Origin of the sequence: Porphyromonas sp. KLE 1280, from assembly GCF_000700805.1 — a bacterium.
In the GTDB taxonomy this organism is placed as follows: domain Bacteria; phylum Bacteroidota; class Bacteroidia; order Bacteroidales; family Porphyromonadaceae; genus Porphyromonas; species Porphyromonas pasteri.
The window spans coordinates 231655-258228 of sequence record NZ_KL362962.1 but is presented as its reverse complement, the minus strand read 5'-3'; the positions used below and the strand labels follow the sequence as shown (position 1 = coordinate 258228).

Sequence of the window (26574 nt, the reverse complement as noted above, 5' to 3'; positions counted from 1 at the left end):
TTCCCGCCCCCTTCTCTTTTATCCCACTATTCTCTATGAAATCACTCCGACTCCTTTCACTTAGCCTGCTCCTCGGCAGTTGCCTCTCCCTCCAGGCGAGCAATACCAGCCCCACGAGCTATGTCAACCTGGTCAATCCCCTCGTCGGTACTCAAAGCACCTTCGATCTTAGCTCGGGCAACACCTACCCCGTCATCTCCCGCCCTTGGGGGATGAATAGCTGGACGCCCCAAACAGGGAAGATGGGAGATGGCTGGCAGTACAGCTACCAGGCTACCAAGCTACGCGGGCTCAAGCAGACGCACCAGCCCAGTCCATGGATCAACGACTACGGGCAGTTCTCCCTACTACCGATGACGGGGAAAGCTCCTGTCTTTGACGAAGAGAAGCGCGCCTCATGGTTCAGCCATAAGGCGGAGGAGGCTCGCCCCTATTCCTATGAGGTCTATCTGGCTGACTACGACACACGCATCCGCATGGCTCCAAGTGAGCGTGCCGCAGTCTTTGAGGTCGAGTTCTCCCGTATGGCCCGACCCGAGGAGCGCTGGATCGTGGTGGATGCCTTTGACTCAGGCTCCGAGATTCAGCAGCTGGACCGCTATACCATAGTTGGCATCAGCCGCAAGAATAGTGGCGGAGTACCTAAGGGATTCGCGAACTACTTCATCGTACGCTTCACCGAGCCTATCCAGCGTCTCGTGCGTGAGGAGCGCAAAGGTAAGGGCGGACGACACGCCCTCGTTGCTGTGAATCTTGCAGGCGAGAAGGTGAGCTCTCCAACGACCTTCTATGTTGCCTCCTCGTTCATCAGCCGTGAGCAAGCCGAGCTCAATCTCAGAGAAGTAGCCCCTCGTAGCTATCAACAAGTCCGCGCGGAAGGCAAAGCTGAGTGGGAGAAGCAGCTGAGCCGTATAGCTGTCACCGATAGCCCTGATCGGATGAGCACCTTCTACAGCTGCCTCTATCGCTCACTCCTCTTCCCCCGACGCTTCTATGAGATTAATGGCAAGGGTGAGGTCGTCCACTACAGCCCATACAATGGGCAGATACTCCCTGGCTACCTCTATACCGACACAGGCTACTGGGATACCTTCCGAGCCCTCATGCCGCTGATCCACCTTGTCTACCCCGAGGAGGGAGCGAAGATGGCAGAGGGGATGATGAATGCCTACCGCGAGAGTGGCTTCTTTCCCGAATGGGCGAGCCCCGGACATCGTGACTGTATGGTGGGGAATAACTCTGCTTCGGTCATAGCAGACGCCTTCGTCAAGGGGCTGGGACGTATTGATCCGAAGGAGCTGTCCACGGCGCTACTCCACGGCGCCAACAACGAGCATCCAAATATCCGCTCCACTGGACGCCTCGGGTATAAGTACTACAACAAGCTCGGCTATATCCCCTCCGATGTAGGGATCAACGAGCATGCTGCCCGAAGCCTCGAGTATGCCTATGATGACTGGTGCATTCTCCAGGTCCTACAAAAAGCAGGAGCCTCAGCTGACCAGCGGCAGCTCTATGCTGAGCGAGCGATGAACTACCGCAAGCTCTATGATCCCAGCATCGGCTGGATGCGCGGGCGCCGACAAGATGGCTCCTTCCAGTCCCCCTTCTCCGTCTTCAAATGGGGAGATGCCTTCACTGAAGGCAATTCACTCCACTACAGCTGGTCCGTCTTCCATGACGTGCAGGGGCTCATCGATCTCATGGGCGGGGATCAGGCTTTCACGCGCAAGCTTGACAGCATCTTCACCCTCCCTCCCATCTTCGACGACAGCTATTATGGCTTCGTCATCCACGAGATCCGTGAGATGCAGATCATGGATATGGGCAACTACGCTCACGGCAATCAGCCCATACAGCACATGATCTACCTCTATGACTACGTTGGGGAGCCCGCCAAGACGCAGTACTGGGTGCGCGAAGTCATGCGCCGACTCTACTCCGACCGTCCCGATGGCTACTGCGGAGACGAGGACAATGGGCAGACCTCGGCATGGTATGTCTTCTCTGCTCTGGGCTTCTATCCCGTGACACCAGCACTCGGGCAGTATGCTATCGGTACGCCTTACTTCCGAGAGGTCCGCCTATCCATGCCCGAGGGGAAGAGCTTCGTCATCCGTGCCTCCGATCCCAGCGCCCCCTACATCCAGTCGGCACAGCTCAATGGCAAGCCTTGGGAGAAGACCTATATCGACTATGAGACGCTACGACGTGGAGGCTCGATGACCTTCACCCTCGGAGCTAAGGCCTCCTCATGGGGTACACACGCCTCCGCTCGCCCCTACTCTTTCTCGCGAGCGAAGAAGTAGTCTCCTCCACACCATCCACTTAAATTAGCGCCCCTACAGCAGGTTAGTCCATCAAATAACCTGCTGTAGGGGCCGATCATATATAGCACCATGAGCCTGTTGCCGCGAGTCCTGCCCGCTATTTAAAGTGGTAAGGTATCGCACGCCCAGCTCCCTGATATAGCTCTCCGAAGAGATACACAAGTCCTTCGCCTTATCGCGAGTATTCCTCTTATCCAGCGGAGGGAAAAGCTTCGTTCTCGTGAAGAAAAAAGCGCCTTCACGTAGTGATTTTCCTCTGTCTATGCGCGTAGTCTTAAAGACCAAGTACGTAAATCCAAATATCCACGTACGTAGATATTAGAGCCACGTACGTAGCCCAAACATTTCTGCCAGTCGTCCGCAACTTTTATCCCTACGCGGAGCAAGAAACTAATAGAGGTCACTTCTCAAAGCTATATAGCTTCGCACCGAAAGCTATATAGGAATCCAAGCAAAGCTATATAGGAATCAGTCCAAAGCTATATAGCTTTCTTCGCCATCCTATATAGCTCTACCCACGCACCCATATACCTATTAAGAGAGCATTGCGCAAGGCCACCTCTTCATTACTCGTACCTTCTTCTCTCGGAAATCGGAGGCTTTAGGCTGAGAAGTTCAATGGAGGAGAGTGCAAGCTGTGAAGAGATGGCCTTGCGCAATGGTCTCACCTTAGAAATAGCTCTATGAGGCACTTACTGCGACCAACACAGGTCAATTTTCTTGCCCATATCAGTAGATCCTACTGATCCCATACGATCCCATTACCGATCCTATTCAAAGGGCTATTTTATCAACCTTGAAAGAAGCCCTTGAATTCAGGCGCTTTTCCTCGGCAGTATGCGCTGAATTGAGTATCTTTGGTACGTCTGTAGACAATACACATATATGACGAACTAAAACATCAGAATGAAGAGCCTATTAACTACTACACGTGTGGCCGCTTTGGCCCTTGGCTTAGCCGTATCCTCACCCCTTATCTCCCATGCGCAAAAGAACTATAAGCCCACGAAGGAGAATCTCGCTGCGCGCGAGAAATTCCGTGATCGTGGCTTCGGGATCTTCCTCCACTGGGGGCTCTATAGCATCTTCGGCCAGGGCGAGTGGTATATGACCAATGCCAACCTCAATCGTGATGAGTACTCCAAGGTCGCAGGAGCCTTCTACCCCGCACAGTTCGATGCCGCTAAGTGGGTCGCTGCTATCAAGGCCTCTGGTGCAGGCTATCTGACGATCACGTCCCGTCACCACGAAGGCTTCTCCATGTGGGATACCAAGCAGAGCGACTACAATATCATCAAGTCAACGCCCTTCAAGCGAGACATCCTCGCCGAGCTCCGTGACGAGTGCCGCAAGCAGGGTCTGGGCTTCCACATCTATTACTCACTCCTCGACTGGCACCGCGATGACTACTACCCCATCGGGCGTACAGGCCAGGGTACGGGTCGTACTAAGCACGGGCAGTGGAAGACGTATGATGCCTTCATGAATGCCCAGCTCGCCGAGCTCGTCCGCAACTACAATGCCGAAGCTATTTGGTTCGACGGTGAATGGGACCAGGATATCAACCCAGGCTTCCAGTGGAACTTCGATAAGATGTACGCTGGGATCCACAAGATCAACCCCGCCTGCCTTATCGGGAATAACCACCACGGTGAAGTACACCCAGGCGAAGACTTCCAGATGTTTGAGCGTGACGTCCCCGGTGCCAACACCGCTGGGCTCTCTGGTCAGGCTATCAGTAAGCTCCCCATCGAGACCTGCCAGACGATGAATGGTATGTGGGGCTACAAGATCATCGACCAGACCTACAAGTCTGACACGACCCTTATCCGTCTGCTCGTCCAGACCGCAGGTCGCAATGCAAACCTCCTTCTCAACATCGGCCCCGAAGCTACGGGTGCTCTGCCTGCTACGGCTATCGACCGCCTCGAGAAGATCGGTAAGTGGATGAAGACCTACGGCAAGACCGTCAAGGACGGTGTGCGCGAAGGCATCATTCCTCCCCAGGAATGGGGGGTATCGACCCAGAAGGGTAAGACCGTCTACCTGCATATCCTCGACTGGAAGAGCCGTATGCTCTCACTGCCCTTGACCGAGAAGGTGAAGAGCGTGGTAGCCTACGATACCCGTCGCCCCATCCCCTTCCAGCAGACGAAGCTCGGGCTGACGCTCTCCTTCGACAAGGCTCCATCAGAAGCCAATGCTATTGACTATATCGTAGAGGTCACCCTCCACTAAGACCATAATGAGTACCTATCGGATAGAGAACTGCGCAGGGAGTGCCGAGAGCGCCCGCCGAGCTGAGCTGGGCGGAGCCTATCGAGTCGAGCTCTGCGCTGGTCTCCCCGAGGGGGGTACGACCCCCTCCTATGGTGAGATCCTCACCGCACGCCGAGCTATCAGTATCAAGCTCAACGTCATCATCCGCCCACGCAGCGGTGACTTCCTCTATACTCCTATTGAGGTAGAGGCCATGCTTGCCGACATTCGTATGGCTCGCGAGCTAGGCGCTGACGGCATCGTCGTCGGCTGTCTCACAGCTGACGGAGCTGTAGACAAGCCCCTCCTTCGTCGCTTTGTAGAGGCCGCGGAAGGACTACCCGTGACCTTCCATCGTGCCATCGACGTCTGCCAAGATCGTGCTCAGGCGCTGGAGGATATCATCGAGGCTGGGTGCGATCGCGTACTGACCTCAGGAGGTGCCGCCTCAGCACCCGAGGGAGCAGACGCCATCGCAGCACTCGTCAAGCAGGCTGCAGATCGCATCATCATCATGCCTGGAGCTGGTGTCACCCCAGAGAATGTAGCAGACCTTGCTCGTAAGACAGGGGCTCGAGAGTTCCACTTCTCAGGCCGAACCGCCGAGCCCAGCCCGATGCGCTACCGCCATGAGGGCGTCTCGATGGGTGGCACTGTGACCATCGACGAATATGCCTACCTCTTCACTGACCCGAAGAAGATACGTCAGGCTGTAGAGGCACTACAAGCACTCGAGTAATCCTACTCGATACTCATCCGCACGACATACAGATACTATACACATCCGCATGAATTCACGAATCATCACCCTTTCCCTTGCCCTCGGTCTCCTCGGTGGGATCACAGAGCTCAGTGCTCTCCCTCAGAAGCCGACCCGCAAGGTACAGACCAGCCGCCCCGCAGCCTCTAAGCTCCAGCAAGATTTCCTTGCCAAGCAGAAGGCCTTCCCCAAGGGTGACTTCTTCCGAATCTTCAAGCAGCAGATGACTCCCGAGGAGCGTGACGCTATGACCTTCCTCTACGCGTACATGCCTACGAATGACCTCATCGATAGAGATGGAGACTTCTACCTCGAGAATGTCCGCGCCTCACTACGCGCTCGCAAGGAACTCCCTTGGGGGAAGTCCATCCCTGAGCGTGAGTGGAAGCACTTTGTCCTCCCGATCCGTGTCAATAATGAGGCACTTGATGCCTCACGCATGGTATTCTTTGATGCCCTGAAGGATCGCGTCAAGGGACTCTCCCTGCATGATGCGGTACTCGAGGTCAACCACTGGTGCCACGAGCACGTCGTCTATACACCAAGTGACTCCCGCACCTCCTCTCCTCTGGCTACTATCCGATCGGCCTATGGGCGCTGTGGCGAAGAGTCCACGCTCTTGGTAGCAGCTCTGCGTGCAGTCGGTATCCCCGCACGTCAGGTCTATACCCCTCGCTGGGCGCACACCGATGACAACCATGCTTGGGTAGAAGCTTGGGTCGATGGCAAGTGGCTCTTCCTCGGAGCCTGCGAACCCGAGCCTGTACTCAATCTCGCATGGTTCAACGCTCCCGTTTCCCGTGCCATGCTCGTTCACACGAAGGCCTTTGGTCGCTATGACGGACCAGAGGAAGTTATCGGGAATACTCCTACCTACACCGAGATCAATGTCATCGACAACTATGCTCACGTAGGCAAGGTCAGTGTACAAGTCACCGATGCTACGGGTCACCCCCTCGCTGGTGTACCCGTCTCCTTCCGAGTGTACAACTACGGGGAGTTCTACACCGTAGCTACCAAGGTCAGTGATGCCGCTGGTCGCGTCTCACTCACTGCAGGACAAGGGGATATGCTTGTCTATGCGAGCAAGCCCGAGGGGACAAGCTACCGCTTCGGCATGCAGAAGGTCACCTTCGGCACTGACAAGCAGGTACGCCTCCAGCTGAAGTACCGCCCAGGAGACCGCATCAACGAAGACCTCCTCATCACGCCTCCACGTGAGGATGCGAAGTACCCCAACGTCACCGATGCCCAGCACGCTGAGAACAATCGCCGTATGGCTGTCGAAGACTCTATCCGTGGCCAGTATGTAGCCTCCTTCGTCGGGAAGCAGCTCGAGGGTCTCGATGCTCGTGGCAACTGGAAGACCTTGCACGAATTCGTCGAGGGCTCTAAGGACCAAGAGCAGGCGAAGGCACTCCTCCGAGTGATCTCCGCTAAGGACCGCCGTGACATTCCTCTCGAAGTGCTGCGTGACCATCTGGATAACACGAAGCCCCTCCCCCAGTTCGCCGCGAACAAGGAGCTTGCTATGAGCTACATCTACAATCCTCGTGTAGCCAACGAGCCCTTAGTAGCCTATAAGAAGTACTTCGCCGAAGCAGTTCCACAAGAGCTGCAGAGCAAGTTCCGCTCTTCCCTCGAAGCTCTACGCCAGTGGTGCGTCGCTACCATCCAGATAGATAATAGCTACAACCCGCTGACCTATCCCATTGAGCCTATCGGGGTGTGGAAGAGTCAGAAAGCTGATACCCACTCTCGTAACATCTTCTTCGTCTCGCTGGCACGCGCTATGGGCTGGCCTGCACAGATCGACGGGGTGACGGGCAAGGTACAGGTCTATGAGAAGGATGGCTGGCACGATGTCATCCTCGACAAGAGACTTCCCCAGACAGCTGCTAAGCAGGGTACACTTCGCCTGAGCTATAAGGACAATGGTATCATCGACAATCCGAAGTACTACTACCAGTTCACTATCTCCAAGTTCGATGACAAGGGGCAGACTCGCCTACTTGCCTATGACGAAGGAGACAACGGGCTGGAGCAAGGGACCTCGTGGGCTAAGACCTTCAAGGACGGCGCTCCGATGGATGCAGGGCATTACCTGCTTGTCACGGGCTCACGTCTAGCGAGCGGCAGCATCCTGGTGAACATGCGCACCTTTGATATCAAGGCTGGTCAGACGACCGATGAGGAGCTCCTCATGCGTCGTGACACCACGGCTGTAGCAGTCCTCGGTAGCTTCAATGCTGAGAACCTCTATACCTACTATGGAGAAGCTAAGGATCTGACGAAGACCGAGCAGTTCGCAGCTCCCGCAGGCAAGGAGCAGTCCATCCTCACGACGACAGGCCGTGGCTACTATATCCTCGGTATCCTCGGGGCAGGCGAAGAGCCAACGAACCATGCGCTGAAGGACATCATCGCAGAGCGTGAAGTCTTCGAACACTGGGGCCGTAACCTTGTACTCCTCTTCAAGGACAAGACGAGCCAGAGCCGCTACCGCCCCGAGGACTTCGCAGGTCTTCCTAAGGGTACGGTCTTCGGTCTCGACGACAAGGGCACGATCCTCTCTGAGCTCGTCACGAATATGAAGCTCCGCGCAGGCAACCTCCCCGTCTTCGTCATCGCAGACACCTTCAACCGTGTGGTCTTCGTTTCGCAGGGCTATACCATCGGTCTGGGTCGCCAGATCCGTCAGGTCATCACCGCCCTCGAGAAGGAGCAGTGCACGGCCCCCACGCAGACCTGTACCGCTCCATAAACAAGCGCTTATAAAGCATCGTCAAGAGGCCCCCTCCCTGCTCTGGGAGGGGGCCTCTTGTCCGTCTATGCAGAGAGCAAGACGAGAGAGTATCGTATCTTTGCCCCACAAAAGATGCAGATGACTCCTATCAAACGACTTCGTAGCTACCTACGTGAGCAGTCTCACACGCTACGCCAACTCCTCCATATCGGCACGCCCATCATCCTTGGGCAATTGGGCATTATCTCGGTGAATTTCGCTGACACCATCATGGTCGGCAAGTATAGCACTGATGCTCTGGCAGCCGCCTCTTTCGTCAACAATATCTTCGCCCTCTTCTTTGTCCTTGGACTGGGTTTCAGCTATGGGCTTACCCCTTTGGTGGCAAAGGCACATACCCGAGGTGATCAGCTTCGACTCGGAAGACTTCTTCGCCATAGTACCCTACTGAATCTATCCATTACCATCGCTCTTACCCTGCTACTTGTCGGGGTATATACCTTCCTGAAACTCTTCCGTGTACCCTCCGACCTACTGCCACTCATCCGGCCGTACTTCATCCTGCAGATGATCTCCTTCGGCGTGTATATGGCATCAGCTGCGCTGAAGCAGTTCTTCGATGGCATGGGACGTACACAGGTACCCATGTGGATTATCCTTAGCTCCAACCTACTCAATGTCGTTGGGAACTATCTCTTGATCTTCGGTAAGTGGGGATGCCCTGAGCTTGGGCTTTATGGTGCTGGACTCTCCACGCTCCTCTCACGCATCTATATGCTCGTGGCGCTCACACTCGTACTGCGTTATAGCCGCTCATTCAAAGTCATCAGCCAAGCCACCCTTGAGCGCAGCATCTTCCCTGCCTATTTCGTCCGCCTCTTCCGTCTGGGGACACCTATCAGCATACAGACGGGGGTCGAGACAGCAGCTTGGACCTTTGCCATTATTATCGTTACCCCACTGGGAGAGCATCCATTGGCTGTCCATCAGATCCTATGTACACTCACTGCACTGGGCTTCTTGGTCTACTATGGCATTGGGGCTGCAGCGACTATCCTCGTGAGCAGTGCCCACAGCAAGGGGGATCATAAACAGGTGCGACATACCGTAGGAGTAGCCCTCATCTTGGCAGAAGCTGTGGCACTACTCGTTCTCATAGGACTTATCCTCGGGCGAAATTACCTCGGCTATATCTTCAGTGATGACCCAAGTATCATCGCGATGACAGCACTGGCCATACTTCCTATGGCACTTTACCAACCAGCAGACGCCCTTCAGGTCATCTATAGCAATGCGCTCCGCGGGATGGAGGACGTGAAGCACATGGCCCTCTATGCCTGTGGGGTACACCTCATCGTAGCACCAGCTCTCTGCCTACTTTTCGGCTTTGGTCTTGGACTTGAAGGTGGAGGTATCCAGCTCACAGCAGTTTGGTCTGCCTTCCCCGTAAGCCTTCTACTCTTGGGCTTCCTTATCAAGAGACGCTTTGACCGTATCTCTACACTGCGGTGAGCTCCATACTCATAGAGGAGGCTGATAGCAACCTATATTGGTCGACGGGTGGACCTATATTGGTCGTGAAGACAACCTATATAGGTCGTGAGGCTGACCTATATAGGTTCACCCGTCGACCAGTATAGGTTCATACCACTATCCAGCCGAGGCACTTGTCCCTCCCCCTCTGTAGAGAAAGACCAAGCAGCCGAACAAAGTCTACCTTCATTCGGGCGTAGAAGCCCTATATAAAGGCGATCAAAGGGCGGGGAAGCCAGCAAGAACTATTATCTTTGTGGTAAATAATCATATACGAGATGCAGCATCCGCTATCTATCTATAACACGCTCCACCGTCGCAAAGAAGCCTTCGTCCCAGCACAGGCTCCTCACGTGGGGCTCTACGTCTGTGGGCCTACAGTCTATGGAGATGCCCACCTCGGGCATGCCCGCCCTGCGATTACCTTCGATATTCTCTTCCGCTACCTGAGCCACTTAGGCTACAAGGTGCGCTATGTACGCAACATCACTGACGTAGGGCATCTCGAGCACGACGCAGATGAGGGAGAGGACAAGATCGCTAAGAAGGCTCGCCTTGAGCAACTCGAGCCTATGGAAGTGGTGCAGTACTACCTGATCCGCTACCATCATGCGATGGAGCGCCTTGGGGTACTCCCTCCAAGCATTGAGCCTATGGCCTCAGGGCACATCATTGAGCAGATTGCCTTGACGCAGCAGATCCTTGACGCAGGCTTTGCCTATGAGAGCAATGGATCGGTCTACTTCGATGTAGAGAAGTATGACAAGAGCTTTAACTATGGAGAGCTGAGTGGACGCCGCATCGAAGACATGCTGAGCAATACGCGCACGCTTGATGGACAGGATGAGAAGCGTGGTCCTCTGGACTTTGCCCTCTGGAAGAAGGCGCAGCCCGAGCATATCATGCGCTGGCCCAGCCCCTGGGGCGAAGGCTTCCCAGGCTGGCATGCAGAGTGCACTGCCATGGGACGAAAGTATCTCGGCGAACAGTTTGACATCCACGGTGGTGGCATGGACCTGATCTTCCCTCATCACGAGTGCGAGATCGCTCAGGCCAAGGCCTCTCAAGATGGTGAACCCATGGTGCGCTACTGGATGCACAACAACATGATCACCATCAATGGACAGAAGATGGGGAAGTCCCTTGGGAACTTCATCACACTTGATCAGTTCTTCACTGGCGAACACGACCAGCTGGAGCAAGCCTATTCGCCGATGACGATCCGCTTCTTCATCCTCAGCGCTCACTACCGCGGTACGGTAGACTTCAGCAACGAAGCTCTGAAGGCTGCAGAGAAGGGCTTGGCTCGTCTGCTCGACGCTGCTGCTTTACTCGACGGGCTACAGGCTGGAAGCACCACATCTATCGAAGGAATCCAAGGTCTCTCAGAGCGCTGCCATGCGGCTCTCAATGATGACCTCAATACACCGATTGCCATCGCTGAGCTCTTTGAGGCTGCACGTGCTATCAACTCCATTCATCATAAGCAAGCCACGATCACAGCGGAGGATCTTGATGAGCTACGTCGAGTATATCGCCTCTTCCTCTTCGACCTGCTGGGGCTCCGTGACGAGCGCTTAGGCGAAGGAGGCGCGAGCGAAGCCTTCTCGGGCGCAGTAAATCTTCTCCTCTCTATCCGAGCTGAGGCCAAGAGCAAGAAGGATTGGGCTACCTCTGACCGCATACGTGATGAGCTGGCTGCCCTCGGATTCACTATTAAGGACACCAAGGAAGGTACCGAGTGGTCCCTCTAAGCCCTTATGCGATATAGCTTCGTCATCCCCGTATATAACCGCCCCGATGAGGTGCGGGAGCTACTGGAGAGCCTGACCCATCAGGAGCTCTTCGACTTCGAGATAGTCATTATCGAGGACGGCAGCTCCGTGAGTTCGGAAGCCATCGTCGAGAGCTATCGTGGGAGCTTCCCAGCTCTACGCTATATCGCTGTACCCAATGGAGGTCCCTCACGAGCCCGTAACCTCGGAGCTTGTGAGGCCACGGGCGAGTACCTTATTATCCTCGACTCGGATGTCGTCCTCCCCCCAGGCTATCTCACTGCAGTAGATGACTACCTGGAGAAACATCCCGTGGATGCCTTCGGCGGGCCTGATGCTGCATCGGACGACTTTACCACGGTACAGAAGGCTATCAACTATGCGATGACCTCTCCCCTAACGACTGGGGGAATCCGTGGTGGAAGCGCTGACGGTATGGAGAAGTTCAAGCCACGTAGCTTCAACCTCGGTTGTCGCCGCTCCGTCTACTTACAGCTTGGAGGATTCAATGAAGCGATGCGCTTCGGCGAGGATATTGACTTCAGCCTTCGCCTCATCGAGGGAGGGCATAGCACGGCACTCATCCAAGAAGCCTTCGTGTACCACAAGCGCAGAGTGGACTTCTGCAAGTTCTTCAAGCAGGTCCATAACTCAGGTATCGCACGTATCCACCTGGAGACGCGCCATCCTGGGAGCACACGATTAGTGCACCTTCTACCCGCCCTCTTCACCATTGCCTCCGTCATCGCGCTCTTCCTTTGCGTTGGGCGACTGGGGCTATTGGCTCTTGCCGTCATCTTCTTTATTGATGCTTATCATCGAGCAGGACGATCGGTGGAAGTTGCCCTCCTCGCTGTACCCGCATGCTTCATCCAGCTTTGGGGCTATGGCTCAGGCTTCCTTCGTGCTTGGTGGGGGAAATATATCCTTCGCAGTAAGGAGTTCATTGCCTTCAAGGATAACTTCTATGAGTAAGGGCTGGGGTAGCTACATTCGCACCTATGGGATCGTACTATTCCTACCTTTTACCTTGGGCGCTTGTCGTCCAAAGGTAGTGACCTCATCCCTCGGCGAAGTCTACCTACCCGATCACCTCACCTCCCCACGTGAGCGTCTCGGCTACCTCATCGACCACTACTGGGACAAGATGGAGGCACAGCCTGACACCTCGCAAGCGCTTATTACACGCCAAATAGAAGACTTCTGTGGTCTCCTACACGGAGCACCCCTCGGGACTGCTCGCCGTAGTATCTTCCGCTCTCTGAACTACCTCTCTGGCGAAGCTCTACAAACAGCCCTCTCCACCTACCGCTCGCAGCTATATAATCCCGAGAGTCCTCACTACAATGAAGGGGTCTATAGCCTCGTCTTAGCGTGGGAAGAGTCTTCCATGAAGGTAGACTCGGCACGAAAGGTAGATGCATACCTTCAGCGAGTGCGCCTTCAGCACAATGCAATAGGTCGCAGTGCCCAAGACTTCCTCTACCACACGAGCGACACTACGGGCACGGTGAGCCGACGTCTATCCCACCTCAGTGCCCCCTATACCCTACTCGTCCTCTCCGTCGACTCAGATAAGAGAAATCAGCAGTGGGCAGAAGCACTCCATGGGCACAAGGCTCTTTATCGCCTCGTGCTGGAGAGGAACCTACGCCCGTTGGTCGTCTATACGGGAGCTACACGCCCAGACTCAGCACTCAGAAGCCTTTGGTCTGGGGCAACACTGGGCTATGATTCCGCAAAGCTCATCACAGCTCAGCGACGCTATGACCTAAGCCACGGTAGTGCTCTTTACCTCTTAGATGCGAAGAAGACCGTTCTTCTGCGCAACACCTCTATCCCTAAGATTGCGACTTACCTCCATGCCCGTGATGAAGAGTAAGCGACTACTAACGGAACTGCTGGACTACATCGAGCTTTTCGAGCAGTCTTTCCCCAACGATGAGGAGCTCAGCATGAAGAGCTTCCTCATCTTCGTGCAGAGCATGCAAGAGGGTTCGGAAGCAAGCCCCACGTCTACGATGCGCCCAGCGAACATGGGACAGCAGCGTGAGGTATCCATCGCCCGCCACCTAAGCCTTCTCCATCGCTACTCTAAGGGCTACATCAAGCGTGCGCTCATGGCCTCCGACCTCCTGCAGAGCGAAGAGGAATACTCCTATTTGGCAAGCCTCATGAGTGGCAAGCCCCAGACCAAGACCGAGCTGAATACACTCAACGCAATGGAGAAGACCTCGGGTGCTGAGATCATCCGTCGCTTAGTAGCTAAGGGCCTGGCTGAAGAGCGCACTGATGAGCGAGACCGACGCAGTGTCCTCGTCACCATCACCCCGCAAGGTCGAGCTGAATTGATAAAGGTATTCCCCCAGCTTCATACGGCTGCCCTACTTCTCTCAGCACCTTTACAGGAGCAACAACAGGCTACCCTGGACTTCCTCCTCCATTATCTCTGCGGAGCTCTATCAACACTGCCACCCGCCAAGAGCGACAGTGATCTTGCTGAGCTTCTAAGCACACTACGTGCTGGTGCCCCATCCCATTAGTATCATCTGCCTATGCTTCTCTTAGAGCTACTCCTTACATTCGCAAAAGGTATACTTATCGGTCTCTTAGTGTCTGCTCCCATGGGGCCGACAGGTCTCCTCTGCATGAGAGAGACGACACGTGGCAGACGTCGTGATGGGATGCTGGTAGGCCTCGGAGCGACCCTCAGTGACTTAGTCTATGGCCTCATCGCCTACTGGGGCGTAGGGATCGTACTGAATCTCCTCGATCAGTACAGTAGCTCACTCAGACTCGGTGGGAGTATCTTCATCTTGGGCTTCTGTATCATCCTCCTCACGCGACACGTCTCGACGAGCGAAGACGATACGCCCGCTCCCCCACATCGTCTCAAGTCTGCCTACAGCGTGAAGAAGGTATCTGGAGCCTTTGCTCTTACGCTCTCCAATCCCTTCATCATCCTACTCTTCCTCCCGCTGTACGCACGACTCGAGTTCGTTCGGGCTGTGAAGCTCCAATTCGTTGAGCTCTTTGTAGCTATGGCGGGCATCGGTATCGGTTGCCTCCTCTGGTGGGTCATCCTGACCTATATCGTCAAGAAGCTCTCTGCCCGCTTTGGCATGAAGAGTCTAGAATGGATCAACCGCATCGTAGCCCTCGTACTCATCATCTTAGCTCTCGTAGGGATCTACACCTCACTCTTTGAGTAGCCCCTGCGTAGCCCTCCCTCTTTTTATCCTTGTACAAAACTTATGAAGCAAGCTTATATCCCCCGTATTGAGCGTGGTGCACACACCCTATCTGAGTTCACTCCCATCCTGCGAGAGCAAGGTGAAGTGCTCTATATCGATACGCTGAACTGGCGTGCAGACTTCCCTCACCGCCCACTCGTAGCTGCTTATCTTGGCTATGATGCCAAGGCGCTCTACATCACCTACGTTGTCGATGGCCAAGACCTCCGCACGCTCTCCCCTGGAGATGGGAACTATGTCCACGAAGACAGCTGTGTCGAGTTCTTCATGCAGCGCGAAGCTGGCGAGGCCTATATTAACTTCGAGTTTAATGCTGCTGGGGTATGCTACGCTGCACACCACCAGTCCCCATCCGAAGCTGAGCTTCTCAGCTCGGAAGAGTTCGCCAGCATCGAGCGCTGGGCTACTCATCTCGGGCAGCACGGGCTGGAGCTGACGGGTGCTCAAGCATGGGAAGTCACCGTCGCCATCCCCTGGACAACGATGGGCTATGAAGCTGGGAAGCTCCCCACGTCGCTGCGTGCCAACCTATATAAGTGCGGCGACAAGACCCCACATCCTCACTTCCTCAGCTGGGCTCCTATCGAAGAAGCTCAGCCCGCCTTCCATCGTCCACAGTTCTTCGGTGAGCTCTTCCTCCAAGCATAGTCCCGATACGCCCACTATACCCCACCGACACTGCACTTGGCTTGGTGCTCTTGCACTGAGTCTCATCACGCTGGCTCCTCTAAGAGCTCAGACGGGACTCACTCCTCAGGATAGCTTGCGTCTGGACTCCCTTGACGGACTCCGCCGAGAGCTTGTTCGTGCCAACGAGGCTCGCCCGAAGTATGGCATCCCGATGATAGACCGCTTCTTCCGCTACGAGCCTGTCGCCCCATATAATCAGAATCGTGGCTATCAGTTCCTCCATGCCGTCGCAGCGAGTATGGCTCGCAATCAAAAGCCCTCAAGCAGTACAGGGGGACCCCTCCAGACACTCATTGAGATCGGGGGCGGGAAGGACTTTGACTTCGGGAAGTGGCGCATTGGCATCGATGGGGTCATTGACCTCCTGACGGCCAAGAACTCGATCGACGGCCAGTGGTTTGGCTATGGCGTTCTCGTAGCGCGTAAGCTGGGAGAAGGTCGCTCGATACGCCTGCGCTCCTCTATCAACTATGCACTCAAGAGCCGCAACTGGTATCACGAGCACAACCTGCTCCTCTACTACGCGCCCCAGCTCAACGGACTTATGGTACTCTCTGGCGGGCACACCTCACGAGAGACCTTCCACCTCACTCCCGAGGAGATCTACCGCGGATACTACGGAGCACTCCCTGCGGCAAATAGCCCCGTCGCATCGTTCGTCAAGGACTATCTCCAGCTGCGCAATCGTATCCAGCTCACCGAAAGCCTCGATCTCTCGACCTCCCTGCTCTTCGAGGATCGCAAGCCACAAGTAGGGATCCCCTTGGAGCACCATCGTGCCCTGCTTGCTTCCGGGCAAGTACTTTGGGCTCCCTCTTTCCTCAATCGTAGCGAGTCGGGCATACCCATTCCCATCGGCCATCGCCGTGAGCTGGGGGTCATCTATAAGCAGGCCTTCGACCCAAATGGGAGCACGCAGTCCGCTTCGGCCGTCCCTTACAGCCGCTTCCAGCAGCTCGAAGCCTTCGTCCGTGGCACGATCCCATTGGACGAGGACAATAAGATCGACCTGAAGATCAATGCGGGCACGTACCTCTCTCGGGAGTATCTCTCCCCAAGCGATGAGAAGTACTTCGCCCTCGCACCTGTCATCGACCGCACGCCGTTCAAGGATAACTGGGCGACCCTGCCCCCCTTCTTCACTGGGGGAAAGAGCTGGACGACGCAGGAAGTCAACTTCTATTCGAATCGCTTCCTCCTCTCACGCACGAAGGGCTTCGGGGGCTTCTTCCGTATGGATGATGCGCTCCATGCCCGCAACCTCCTCACCGGAGATGGTCGTGCCTTCAGTGAGGTCGGCTACTCCATCGGCTGGGGTGACATGGCGCGCTTTGGTCTCTTCGCTGGGTATGACTGGCAGAAGACACGACCACACGTCGCCTTCCGCATCAGCCTACCCGTCCTCTGCCTCTCGGCCAGCGCCAGCGAGCGCTATTAGCCTCTCCCCAAGATGAAGCCACCCGACGCGATGCCGATAGCATCACGTCGGGTGGCTTCGTCTTGTAGTGGCTGGCGAAGACTCTTGGGCAATGTCCCTATGCCTTCAAAGTACCATGTAGTTACGAAGCGAAAGGCCTGCGCCAAGAGGACGTATACGTTCCCTGATCAAAACGTATACGTTTCATGCCCAAGACGTATACGTTTCACGCTCGAAACGTATACGTTTTGCTCGCGATAGGTATACGTTACGCTCAGCAAGGGTATACGTTCTGTCCAGCGCCCTCACATTCTTTCCTTTCGGAGGGAATCAAGCCCAGCCTTCTACGAGCCTTCTGCACAATAAATAGAAAGTAGTCCTCCCCCAAATCGGACACAAACGACGCTTGATGAAGTAATGGGAAGTTTCTACCTTTGTTATGAGCTTGATGACGCGAGCTCCCACTCCCCATGCGGGATAAGACCACACGCCAAGCAACAACACATACATTATTAATCACCCTATGATCCACAGTACCCTCGACGAGTCCGCTCGCTACGAGTCCCTTCATCCTCACTTTAAGGAGGTCTTCGACTACATCAAGAGTCACGACCTACGGGCTATGGAGCCCCAGCGCTTGGAGCTCCGAGGCGAAGAACTCTTCATCAACCGAATAGACGCTCCATCCAATCCCCAAGATGAGCAGCCGATCGAAGCGCACGAATCCTACATCGACATCCAGATCCTCCTTGAGGGCCGCGAGCGCATCGGCTGGCTCCCCCGTGCTAAATGCCTTAGCCCCCGTGCCCCCTATGATGAGTCGAAGGACATCATCTTCTACCATGATCAGCCGACGAGCTACGTCGACTTGCTCCCAGGAGACTTCGTCATCCTCTTCCCCGAGGATGGTCATGCTCCCTTCATCGGGGACGGAAGTCCCATCAGTAAGCTCATTGTCAAGGTCCGCCGATAGCAAAACCAGTACACATCCCTGTGGAGGCACCCTTCGTACGTAGCAGGATTATCGCTATCTTAGCCTAAGGATAAGAGCAAAATCATTCCCTTTAACACAAGACAAATCTCAAGTATATGAAGACAAATCAATGGATACGCCTCGGGCTCTTTGCCCTGGCTACGACTGTCGCCCTACCAGCCGTCGCTCAGCGTAAGCGCCCCGCTAAGGGGAAGGTCACTAAGGTCGTCATCACACAGCCTAAGGCTGGCAACTACCGCATCGATGGGATAGCTCCCGCAGACGCAAATGGTCAGTGGGTCTACCTCTACAAGCCCAGCGGTCAGGGTGCTTCGGATAGCGTCCAGATCGCCAATGGCCGATTCACACTGGAGCGAGCTGTAGCTGAAGATGGTCTCATCGCACATCTGGTCATCCCCAGATCTTACAACCTCTCCTTCATCCCCGAAGAAGGGATCATCAAGGCTGACCTTGCTGCGATCGCTGCTACAGGGACGGCACTGAATGACCTGCACGCACAGAAGGCCAAGGCACGCGAAGCCCTCGAGACAGAGACCAGAGGACGACTCAAGGCTATCCGCGCAGACAAGAACCTTGACGACAAGGCTAAGGAAGAAGCCCAAGAGAAGATCGTCAACGAGTTCTACGGCAAGATCAAGCCCCTCGCCGAAGCTGACCTCAAGGAGCACTCCAACGATGCTATCGGTCTCATTGCTCTTCAGACCCTCCTTGGGATGGAAGACGTGAACGTCGCTAAGGCAGAAGCACTCCTGCAGCAAGCCGGTGATCGCCTCCGTGCAGAAGAAAGCATTACGAAGATGGTCGAACGCCTTCGCCGTGTAGAAGCTACGCAGGCAGGTGCACAGTTCGTAGACTTCGAGGGAGTAGATGACGCTAACAAGGCCGTTCGCCTCAGCGACTACGTGGGCAAGGGTCACTATGTCCTCGTTGACTTCTGGGCTTCATGGTGCGGTCCCTGCCGTCGTGAGATCGCTCACCTGAAGAAGGTACGCGATACTTACACCGACAAGGGGCTCATCATCCTCGGCACGGTCGTATGGGACGAAATGGAAGACCACCTCAAGGCTATGAAGGAGCTTGAGATCACTTGGCCTCAGATCTTCAATAAGACCGACGCTACGGAGCTCTATGGTATCGCAGGGATTCCTCAGATCATCCTCTTCAATCCCGCAGGCAAGATCGTCGCTCGTGACCTCCGTGGTGAGGAGATCAACAAGCTCCTTGACAAGGCACTCCAGGATAATGGCGGCAAGCTCTAACTAATCACATATCCATAAAGGCTCGCCCCCTATCTGAGGCACCCATGCGGTGACCTGAGATAGGGGGCGAGCCTTTTCTTTGTCTTTACAAAGCGGAGCGCTACTTCTTGCGGGTGTGTTGCTTCACCTTCTGCTTGAGAAGCTCCTTGAGATACATACCCGTAGCGGACTCTGCGCAAGAGGCGACCTCCTCGGGTGTACCTTCAGCGACGATGTAGCCACCCGCCTTACCACCCTCTGGCCCCATATCGATGACCCAGTCGGCAGCTTGGATGACCTCGAGGTTATGCTCGACGACGATCACCGAGTGTCCCTGATCGATGAGGGCTTGCAGAGCATCCAGCAGGGTACGGATATCGTGGAAGTGTAGCCCCGTCGTCGGTTCGTCGAAGATGAAGAGCGTGGGGAGCTTCTTCCCCTTCCCGAGGTAGTAAGCGAGCTTGACACGCTGATTCTCCCCACCAGAGAGCGTAGAGCCAGACTGCCCCAGCTTGATATAGCCTAAGCCTACACGCTGCAGGGGACGGAGCTGATCGATGATCTTCGCCGTCAGCTTGGAGGACGCACTATTCGCCTCGAAGAATTCTACCGCCTCATCGACACTCATATCCAGGAGCTGGGAGATATTTACACCGCAGTACTCGGCTTCCAAGAGTTCCTTGCGGAAGCGCAAGCCGCGACAAGCCTCACAAGGCAAGGTGATATCCGCCATGAACTGCATCTCGATGGTGATGACGCCAGCCCCTTGGCACGTCTCGCATCGCCCGCCTTCCTTATTGAAGGAGAAGTAATAGGGCTTGAAGCCCATCTGCTTCGAGAGGGGAAGGCCTGCGTACAGCTCACGGATCGTATCAAAGGCGCCGACGTAAGTGACGGGGTTGGAGCGGGAGCTACGGCCGATATTATTCTGGTCGACGTACTCGATCTGGCTGATGGCACTCAGGTCTCCCGAGATACCACGAAGCTCGAGGTTGTCCATCGGCTCCTTGTTCAGCAGGCGAGAGACACCTTCGTAGAAGAGCTCACGCATCAGGGTACTCTTCCCCGATCCACTGACCCCACTGACGACAGTAAGTGTATGTAGGGGGAAGCGCACAGTGAGGTCCTTGAGGTTGTGCATCGTCGCACCCTCGACCTCGATATAGCTATTCCATGGACGGCGCACCGAGGGCAGAGGAATGGTCTCACGCCCCGTGAGGTAGGCAGCCGTATAGCCTGGTGTTTCCTTCGTTATTTCGGAGGCAGGGCCAGCATAGACGACCTCACCGCCATAGCGCCCGGCATCGGGTCCGATGTCGATGATATAGTCGGCAGCACGCATCATCTCCTCATCATGCTCGACGACGACAACTGTATTGCCCAAGTCTCTCAGACGGTGAACGACACGGATGAGGCGCTCGGTATCACGCTGGTGGAGGCCGATACTCGGTTCGTCCAAGACGTAGAGCGAGCCTACGAGACTACTTCCGAGCTGCGTCGCGAGAGTCACTCGCTGGCTCTCCCCACCAGAGAGGGTGCTGGAGAGTCGGTCAAGGGTCAGATAACCCAAGCCGACCTCATCGAGGAAGGTCAAGCGAGAGCGGATCTCATGAAGTAGGCGCTTTGCTATGAAAGCTTCTCCCTCGGGGAGCTGGAGATTATCGAAGAAGTCACGGGCTTCCCAGAGCGTCATCGAGACAACCTCAGAGATATTCTTCCCTCCGACTTGGACGCAGAGGGCATCGGGCTTGAGTCGGCCACCACGGCAAGAGGGGCAGACCGTCTTCCCCGTGAAGTGCGCGATACGCACGCGATTCTGAATCTTATGGAGCTGGCTACGCAGGTAGTCGAAATAGGGCGTGATCCCGATAGGACCATACTCCTTCGATGGGACGCCCTCCCACAGCTGGGCCTTCTGCTCCTCAGTCAGTTCCTCATAGGGGCGATGAATGGGGAAGTGGAGCTTCTCGGCATAGCGGATGAAGAACTGCTTCCACTCCGACGAGACGACCCCACGCCAGCAGGCGACGGCATCATCATAGACCGAGAGTGTAGGGTCGGGAATTACTAAGCGGTGGTCAATACCCACGACCTTACCGAAGCCTTCGCACTCGGGGCAAGCGCCGATAGGATTGTTGAAGCTGAACATCTCGGGGCTGGGCTCTTGGAAGACTCGCCCATCAGCCTCGAAGATATTGCTGAACTCCTGCAAGCGCACGGGTTGGCGCGCTCCATCCTTCATCTCCTCGATAGCCAGAGAGCAGATGCCTCGCCCCTCGAAGAAAGCGGTCTCTACGGATTCGCCAAGGCGATCCACGGCCTCCAGCTCTTCACTGAGAGCCAAGCGGTCGATGAGCAGGTAAAGCCCTTCGGCACGATCATCCTTCCACAGCAACGCATCCTCGATAGCTACGATGCCGTCCTCCGTCCAGAGACGACTATACCCCTGCTGCAGCTGGATCTCCAGATGAGCCGCGAGTGAGCGCCCTGAGGGGATATGCAGAGGGACGATGAGATAGACACGACTTCCTATGGGAAGCGACTTGATGTAGGTCAGCACATCCTTCACCGTATGCTTGCGCACCTCTTCTCCTGTCGTGGGGGAGATTGTATGCCCTACGCGAGCATAGAGCAGACGGAGATATTCGTAGATCTCCGTCGAGGTAGCTACGGTCGAGCGGGGGTTACGGCTGACGACACGCTGCTCGATAGCGATTGCAGGTGGCAGACCACGTATCCAGTCGGCCTCGGGCTTTGCCATACGCCCGACGAACTGACGCGCATACGAGGAGAGGCTCTCTACATAGCGGCGCTGCCCCTCGGCATAGAGCGTATCGAAGGCCAGCGAACTCTTCCCCGAGCCACTCACGCCTGTGACGACGACAAGCTGCCCGCGGGGGATCTCGAGGTCTATATCCTTGAGATTATTGACACGTACGTGGTGCAGTAGGATATGCTCGGCCGTATCTTGGCGGTCGGCGGGTGTGGTGGGCGAAGTCTTCTTATTTAGTTTACGGGCCATCGAAGCTGAGTAATAGGCAATATACGGGGCGAAGGAGGGGCTTCTACCCCTCGCAAAGGACGCTTAACTATTCTTACAAAAATACGAATTATTAGCGCGCTAATCACCGATTAGAATAGGCGGACGAAGCTACCGCCTCGAAATCCCTGCCCCCTATTGGGGCTGTAAGAAGATCATTCCTTCGGAGTGAACAGCTGGAAGCAGTAGTGGAATGACCTCCTATACGTACAAGAATTAGTTGCGGACAAATAGCTAATAAGTTCGATCTACGTGCGTGGCTCTAATATCTACGTGCGTGGACATTTGGATTTGCGTACGTGGTCTTTAAGACTACGTACGTAGACGAAGGGAAACCACTGTGGGCGGCTACTTTTTTATTCACAGAAAGACCATTTTCCCTCTGTTGGATAAGAAAAATCCTCGTATTGGAGTGAGGGGCTCACGCTACCACAAGTGAGAGATGCTACTATGGGAGGACGGGCGTACTACACGCCGAAAGAGCTACACCGTATGGTGAGAATCGCAACATAAGCCCCCCTGCTATGATCGTCTCAACCTTCGGTCTATACCGTATATTGATATATCGTATCTTTGCTATCGGGCTATGGAGCCTCGAGGATTCAAAGCTCCTCCCCTCTTACACACAACCCAGTATACTATGGCATACTTAGAAGTAGATCACGTGACGAAGCGCTACAGCGAGCATACCGCCCTCAATGAGGTCTCGCTGAGTGCCCATGAAGGACGCATCTTCGGGCTATTAGGGCCGAATGGTGCAGGCAAGAGTTCGCTCATCCGTGTCATCAATCGCATCACAGCCCCCGACAGTGGAGAGGTGCGTCTCGAAGGTCGCCCCCTGCGAGAGGAAGACCTCTTCCATATCGGATACCTCCCCGAGGAGCGTGGTCTCTACCCCAAGATGAAGGTCGGTGAGCAGGCCATTTACTTAGCACGCCTCAAGGGGCTTAGCAAGTCAGATGCCCAGCAGCGAGTCAAGGAATGGTTTGAGCGTCTGGAGATCACGTCCTGGTGGGGCAAGCGCGTCGAAGAGCTCTCGAAGGGAATGCAGCAGAAGGTCCAGTTCGTCACGACCGTCGTGCATGAGCCCCGCCTGCTGATCTTCGATGAGCCATTCAGTGGCTTTGACCCTGTAAATGCCGAGGTACTCAAGCGTGAGATCCTTGCCCTCAAGGCCAAGGGAACGACCCTTATGCTCTCCACCCACAACATGCAGAGCGTCGAAGAGCTTTGTGATGACATCACGCTCATCAACCGTGCCGAAGTCGTCCTCTCGGGTCAGACAGCTGAGATACGCCGAGCACACGGCTCTCATACCGCACGTATCGTCTATGAGGGAGAGATCTCCCCTACTGACCTATCTCGTCTGAATATACTGGAGCATGAAGAGCGCGAATACTCCCACGTCCTGCGCGTACAGCTGCAGCCCGAGGAGGAGCTTCGCTCGATCATCGCTCAGCTCCCCTCTGCCATACACCTCCAGAGCATCGAGCTGGAATACCCCTCGATGCATGAGATCTTCCTCGCAACAGTCCAAGCTAAATAGTATCTGGTATGAATAAGCTACACCTCATCATCGAGCGCGAATTCACCACGCGCCTCCGCAAGAAGTCCTTCTGGGTAATAACCTTCGTCATGCCTATCCTGATGATTGGCCTCGGCTTCGTCCCAGCTGCTGTATCCTCGATCAACGAGGTGGATCACCAGCAGCAGGTAGCTATCCTTGACCACACGGGTCGCTATGCAGCCCTCTTCCAAGACAATGGCAGCTATAGCTTCGTCAATTCAGACCGTCCCTTAGACAGTCTACGCAGCGAAGCCTCCCAAGAGGCAATCACGGCTATACTCGAGATCCGAGATGATCTCTTGAAGGACCCAAAAGCTATCAGCCTCTTCTCTTTCAAGCAGCTACCACAAGGGCTGGAAACTTATATCAATGAGGTGCTCTCCCGATACCTCACCGAGGAAAAGATCCGCTCGTACAACATCCCCCAGCTACAAGAAGCTATACAGGAGAGCCAAGTCAAGCTCCATGTCTCCACATATAAGTGGGGCGAATCTGGGGATGTCGATGCGTCGTCCAGTACTGTAGCCAGCATCATCGGCATAGGCCTTTCATTCTTCAGTTACCTCTTCATGATGACCTATGGAGGTATGGTGCTACAGGGGGTCCTGGAGGAGAAGAAGAATCGTATCGTCGAGGTCATCATCTCCTCAGTACGCCCTCAAGAGCTTATGCTGGGCAAGATCATCGGGATAGGTCTCTTGGGGCTCCTACAGATCGCTATTTGGGCCATCTTGTTCTTTGTAGGAGCACAGATCGCCCAGGCATTCTTCCAATCAGAAGTCATAGGAGGAACTTCATTCCTTAGCCAGGCCACGACCTTCTTCGCTGTACTGCAGGGTGTGAACTTCGCAAAGATTCTGATATTCTTCATCCTCTTCTTCGTGGGTGGCTACCTCTTCTATGCATCCATCCTCGCGGCTCTGAGTTCGCTGGTAAGCTCAGATGAAGAGGCATCACAGATGATGATGCCTGTCTTCCTCCTCCTCATCTTCTCTATGTATGCAGGTATGGGGAGTGTAGACAATCCTGATGGCACCCTCGCCTTCTGGGCTTCATTCTGCCCCTTAACGTCCCCCGTGGTGATGATGGTACGACTGCCTTACGATGTACCTCTCTGGCAGCCCCTTCTGAGCCTCGCTATACTATATATCACCGTCTTCCTGACGAGTGCCCTCGCAGGGAAGATTTATCGTACCGGCATCCTCATGTATGGCAAGAAGCCATCAATGCGTGAGGTATGGCGCTGGATTACTTACAGACAATAGTATCCCATTACCTCAACTATGATTCACTTCGTATCGCTGGGCCCTGGAGATCCAGAGCTCATCACCCTCAAGGCCCTTCGTACCCTACGCGAGGCCGACTATATCTACACGCCCGTCCCCGTCTCACGCAAGGGCCGTCATGCCTCGAAGGCTGCCGAGATGATGCTCTCACTCGGCATACGCGAGGAGCAGATCCAGCTCTACGACCTCCCGATGAGCAAGGACCGCGATGGTGCCCTCGAGGCCTACGAGATCGTAGCCCGAGAGGCCTGTGAGAAGCAGAAGGCTGAGCCCAGTGCCCGTATCGCCATCGTCGCTGAGGGCGACTGTGGCTTCTACTCCTCCTCCGCCTATATCGGAGAGCATATCGAGCAAGAGGGCTTCACCACAGAGCAGATCTGCGGAGTACCTGCCTTCATCGCCTGCAATGGCCGTCTCGGAGGTCAGCTCGTGCAGCTCGAGGAGCAGTGCACAGTCATCCCAGGCGAAGCTACTCGTGAGGAGTGGGATCGTGCTTGGCAGAGCCGTCATACCATCGTCGTGATGAAGGGCTCACTCTGCGAAGCAGAGATCAAGTCAGCCGTCGCCCAGCATCCCGATCGCAAGTGGCATTACTTCGAGTTCGTAGGTATGCCGAAGGAGTACAACACCTCCTCTACGGATGAGATTCTCCAGCGGGAGTTCCCCTACTTCTCCATCATCATCAGCAAGCGCCGATAGGGCACCGCACCACGCACCTCAAGCAGCGAACAAAGTCTATTTCAGCAGATTATACTATCTTTGCTAACGAAAGCGTTCTCTGCTTGTAGGCATCTTTTGCCTACAGCCCATCCGACGTGGAGGGAGTCAAAGTAAAATACTGACTCCCTCCACCTCGGGTGTTTAAGGTCCTTCCCACACGGGGGAGATAGCCTGCCTCACCTAAGTTAAGACAGGATGATTCGATTCAAGAAGTCATGCACTACACTCGTAGTAGCAGCCCTCACTACCCTCCTTGCCCTACCCGCAGGAGCCACCGACCTCAGCTCCACCCACGACGGAGCTCTGACCACAGAGACACACACCCAGCACACGGAGGCTTCACTCTTAGAGCTCACTACAGAGCTACAAGCCCCTGCACCAGCCCCCGCCCCTAGAAAATCAAGACATAAGCGCTCCAGCAGACGATACGCTGCAGGAAGGAGTCGCAGCTATGGCTCACACTATCGCCGTCGCAGTGGCGGCAGTGGCTTCTCCTATGATAAGATGGAGATAGCCTCCTCCACCCCCGCTCTCATCAAGTCCGTCGTAGACCATGGGCAGCAGCTCTTAGGTCTACGCTATCGCACCTCAGGCGTCGCTAAGTGGCCCCTCGACTGCTCAGGCTTCGTCAGCTACATCTATTCTCTCGAAGGCATCAAGATCCCTCGCTCCTCGAGTGGTCTCGCCGTCTATGCGAATAATATCAAGGATCCTCAGCCCGGTGACCTCCTCTTCTTCAAGGGGCGTAACCGCAGTGCCAACCGTGTAGGTCATGTGGCTATGGTCGTCAGCAATGAGGATGGGAACATCAAGATGATGCACAGCAGCTGTAGCCGCGGTATCGTCATTGAGAACTTCAACAACAACGCCTACTATACCTCACGCTATGTAGGTGCTGGCCGTCTACCCGAAGTCAAGGAGCACTGGAAGGGTGTCCCCATGGCCCCCGAATCCTTAGACTAAGT

General features: G+C 55.2%; 19 protein-coding genes. 18 read left to right on the top strand and 1 reads right to left on the bottom strand.

The annotated features are described in order from the left end of the window. Positions 1-35: 35 nt before the first annotated feature. The 14 genes from HMPREF1121_RS01010 (at position 36) to HMPREF1121_RS00940 (ending at position 19017) form a co-directional block, all read left to right on the top strand. Positions 36-2309 carry a GH92 family glycosyl hydrolase gene (locus tag HMPREF1121_RS01010; protein WP_044114279.1) on the top strand — a complete coding sequence of 758 codons (2274 nt, stop codon included), beginning with the start codon at positions 36-38 and terminating at the stop codon, positions 2307-2309. A gap of 927 nt (positions 2310-3236) precedes the next feature. Then, positions 3237-4568, top strand: a complete 1332-nt coding sequence (locus HMPREF1121_RS01000; protein ID WP_044114277.1) for an alpha-L-fucosidase — start codon at positions 3237-3239, stop codon at positions 4566-4568. 7 nt (positions 4569-4575) lie between these two features. Further along, positions 4576-5328: a copper homeostasis protein CutC gene (locus tag HMPREF1121_RS00995; protein ID WP_044114276.1), complete on the top strand. Its 753-nt coding sequence runs from the start codon at positions 4576-4578 to the stop codon at positions 5326-5328. Positions 5329-5377: 49 nt separating this feature from the next. Next, entirely contained in the window at positions 5378-8113 is a 2736-nt protein-coding gene (locus HMPREF1121_RS00990; protein ID WP_044114275.1) for a transglutaminase domain-containing protein, read from the top strand. Positions 8114-8233: 120 nt separating this feature from the next. Continuing rightward, entirely contained in the window at positions 8234-9607 is a 1374-nt protein-coding gene (locus tag HMPREF1121_RS00985) for an MATE family efflux transporter (protein WP_044114695.1), read from the top strand. Between the two features lie 299 nt (positions 9608-9906). Then, a complete protein-coding gene (gene cysS, locus HMPREF1121_RS00980) occupies positions 9907-11382 on the top strand; it encodes a cysteine--tRNA ligase (protein ID WP_044114274.1) in 1476 nt (491 codons plus the stop codon). A 6-nt stretch (positions 11383-11388) separates the two neighbouring features. Beyond that, positions 11389-12378, top strand: a complete 990-nt coding sequence (locus HMPREF1121_RS00975) for a glycosyltransferase (protein WP_044114273.1) — start codon at positions 11389-11391, stop codon at positions 12376-12378. Next, positions 12371-13285: a DUF5106 domain-containing protein gene (locus HMPREF1121_RS00970; RefSeq protein ID WP_044114272.1), complete on the top strand. Its 915-nt coding sequence runs from the start codon at positions 12371-12373 to the stop codon at positions 13283-13285. Before HMPREF1121_RS00975 ends, HMPREF1121_RS00970 begins: the two co-directional genes overlap by 8 nt. Continuing rightward, positions 13275-13946, top strand: a complete 672-nt coding sequence (locus HMPREF1121_RS00965; protein ID WP_044114271.1) for a MarR family winged helix-turn-helix transcriptional regulator — start codon at positions 13275-13277, stop codon at positions 13944-13946. The genes HMPREF1121_RS00970 and HMPREF1121_RS00965 overlap by 11 nt, the downstream gene beginning before the upstream one ends. Positions 13947-13958: 12 nt before the next feature. Next, positions 13959-14615 (top strand): LysE family translocator, encoded by a 657-nt coding sequence (locus HMPREF1121_RS00960; RefSeq protein ID WP_009433158.1) that lies wholly within the window; start codon positions 13959-13961, stop codon positions 14613-14615. Positions 14616-14657: 42 nt separating this feature from the next. Further along, the gene (locus HMPREF1121_RS00955) at positions 14658-15305 is read left to right on the top strand and encodes a carbohydrate-binding family 9-like protein (protein WP_052353535.1); all 648 of its coding nucleotides are present in this window, start codon (positions 14658-14660) and stop codon (positions 15303-15305) included. After that, a complete protein-coding gene (locus HMPREF1121_RS00950) occupies positions 15283-16785 on the top strand; it encodes a DUF5686 family protein (RefSeq protein ID WP_232223707.1) in 1503 nt (500 codons plus the stop codon). The genes HMPREF1121_RS00955 and HMPREF1121_RS00950 overlap by 23 nt, the downstream gene beginning before the upstream one ends. 502 nt (positions 16786-17287) lie before the next feature. Next, positions 17288-17737 carry a NanQ anomerase/TabA/YiaL family protein gene (locus tag HMPREF1121_RS00945; RefSeq protein ID WP_044114270.1) on the top strand — a complete coding sequence of 150 codons (450 nt, stop codon included), beginning with the start codon at positions 17288-17290 and terminating at the stop codon, positions 17735-17737. A gap of 116 nt (positions 17738-17853) precedes the next feature. Beyond that, a complete protein-coding gene (locus tag HMPREF1121_RS00940; protein WP_044114269.1) occupies positions 17854-19017 on the top strand; it encodes a TlpA disulfide reductase family protein in 1164 nt (387 codons plus the stop codon). A 100-nt stretch (positions 19018-19117) separates the two neighbouring features. On the opposite strand, the gene uvrA is transcribed toward HMPREF1121_RS00940, so the two are convergent. Continuing rightward, positions 19118-22018 (bottom strand): excinuclease ABC subunit UvrA, encoded by a 2901-nt coding sequence (gene uvrA, locus HMPREF1121_RS00935; protein WP_255327142.1) that lies wholly within the window; start codon positions 22016-22018, stop codon positions 19118-19120. Positions 22019-22676: 658 nt separating this feature from the next. Between uvrA and HMPREF1121_RS00930 the strand changes: the two genes are divergently transcribed. The 4 genes from HMPREF1121_RS00930 to HMPREF1121_RS00915 all read left to right on the top strand — a co-directional run bounded on the left by HMPREF1121_RS00930 (position 22677) and on the right by HMPREF1121_RS00915 (position 26572). Beyond that, on the top strand, positions 22677-23582 hold the full coding sequence (locus HMPREF1121_RS00930) for an ABC transporter ATP-binding protein (protein WP_044114268.1): 906 nt from the start codon (positions 22677-22679) through the stop codon (positions 23580-23582). Positions 23583-23590: 8 nt separating this feature from the next. Further along, complete coding sequence (locus HMPREF1121_RS00925; RefSeq protein WP_044114267.1) at positions 23591-24868, top strand: ABC transporter permease; 1278 nt, start codon at positions 23591-23593, stop codon at positions 24866-24868. An 18-nt stretch (positions 24869-24886) separates the two neighbouring features. Beyond that, entirely contained in the window at positions 24887-25588 is a 702-nt protein-coding gene (locus HMPREF1121_RS00920; protein WP_044114266.1) for a precorrin-2 C(20)-methyltransferase, read from the top strand. A 216-nt stretch (positions 25589-25804) separates the two neighbouring features. Further along, complete coding sequence (locus HMPREF1121_RS00915; protein ID WP_044114265.1) at positions 25805-26572, top strand: C40 family peptidase; 768 nt, start codon at positions 25805-25807, stop codon at positions 26570-26572. Positions 26573-26574: the final 2 nt, after the last annotated feature.

Coding starts and splice junctions, on each gene's coding strand:
- HMPREF1121_RS00995 (WP_044114276.1), top strand. CDS start 4,576: ATGAGTACCTATCGGATAGAGAACTGCGCAGGGAGTGCCGAGAGCGCC.
- HMPREF1121_RS00955 (WP_052353535.1), top strand. CDS start 14,658: ATGAAGCAAGCTTATATCCCCCGTATTGAGCGTGGTGCACACACCCTA.
- HMPREF1121_RS00990 (WP_044114275.1), top strand. CDS start 5,378: ATGAATTCACGAATCATCACCCTTTCCCTTGCCCTCGGTCTCCTCGGT.
- HMPREF1121_RS00915 (WP_044114265.1), top strand. CDS start 25,805: ATGATTCGATTCAAGAAGTCATGCACTACACTCGTAGTAGCAGCCCTC.
- uvrA (WP_255327142.1), bottom strand. CDS start 22,018: ATGGCCCGTAAACTAAATAAGAAGACTTCGCCCACCACACCCGCCGAC.
- HMPREF1121_RS00925 (WP_044114267.1), top strand. CDS start 23,591: ATGAATAAGCTACACCTCATCATCGAGCGCGAATTCACCACGCGCCTC.
- HMPREF1121_RS00970 (WP_044114272.1), top strand. CDS start 12,371: ATGAGTAAGGGCTGGGGTAGCTACATTCGCACCTATGGGATCGTACTA.
- HMPREF1121_RS01010 (WP_044114279.1), top strand. CDS start 36: ATGAAATCACTCCGACTCCTTTCACTTAGCCTGCTCCTCGGCAGTTGC.
- HMPREF1121_RS00940 (WP_044114269.1), top strand. CDS start 17,854: ATGAAGACAAATCAATGGATACGCCTCGGGCTCTTTGCCCTGGCTACG.
- HMPREF1121_RS00930 (WP_044114268.1), top strand. CDS start 22,677: ATGGCATACTTAGAAGTAGATCACGTGACGAAGCGCTACAGCGAGCAT.
- HMPREF1121_RS00975 (WP_044114273.1), top strand. CDS start 11,389: ATGCGATATAGCTTCGTCATCCCCGTATATAACCGCCCCGATGAGGTG.
- cysS (WP_044114274.1), top strand. CDS start 9,907: ATGCAGCATCCGCTATCTATCTATAACACGCTCCACCGTCGCAAAGAA.
- HMPREF1121_RS00960 (WP_009433158.1), top strand. CDS start 13,959: ATGCTTCTCTTAGAGCTACTCCTTACATTCGCAAAAGGTATACTTATC.
- HMPREF1121_RS00920 (WP_044114266.1), top strand. CDS start 24,887: ATGATTCACTTCGTATCGCTGGGCCCTGGAGATCCAGAGCTCATCACC.
- HMPREF1121_RS00945 (WP_044114270.1), top strand. CDS start 17,288: ATGATCCACAGTACCCTCGACGAGTCCGCTCGCTACGAGTCCCTTCAT.
- HMPREF1121_RS01000 (WP_044114277.1), top strand. CDS start 3,237: ATGAAGAGCCTATTAACTACTACACGTGTGGCCGCTTTGGCCCTTGGC.
- HMPREF1121_RS00965 (WP_044114271.1), top strand. CDS start 13,275: ATGAAGAGTAAGCGACTACTAACGGAACTGCTGGACTACATCGAGCTT.
- HMPREF1121_RS00985 (WP_044114695.1), top strand. CDS start 8,234: ATGACTCCTATCAAACGACTTCGTAGCTACCTACGTGAGCAGTCTCAC.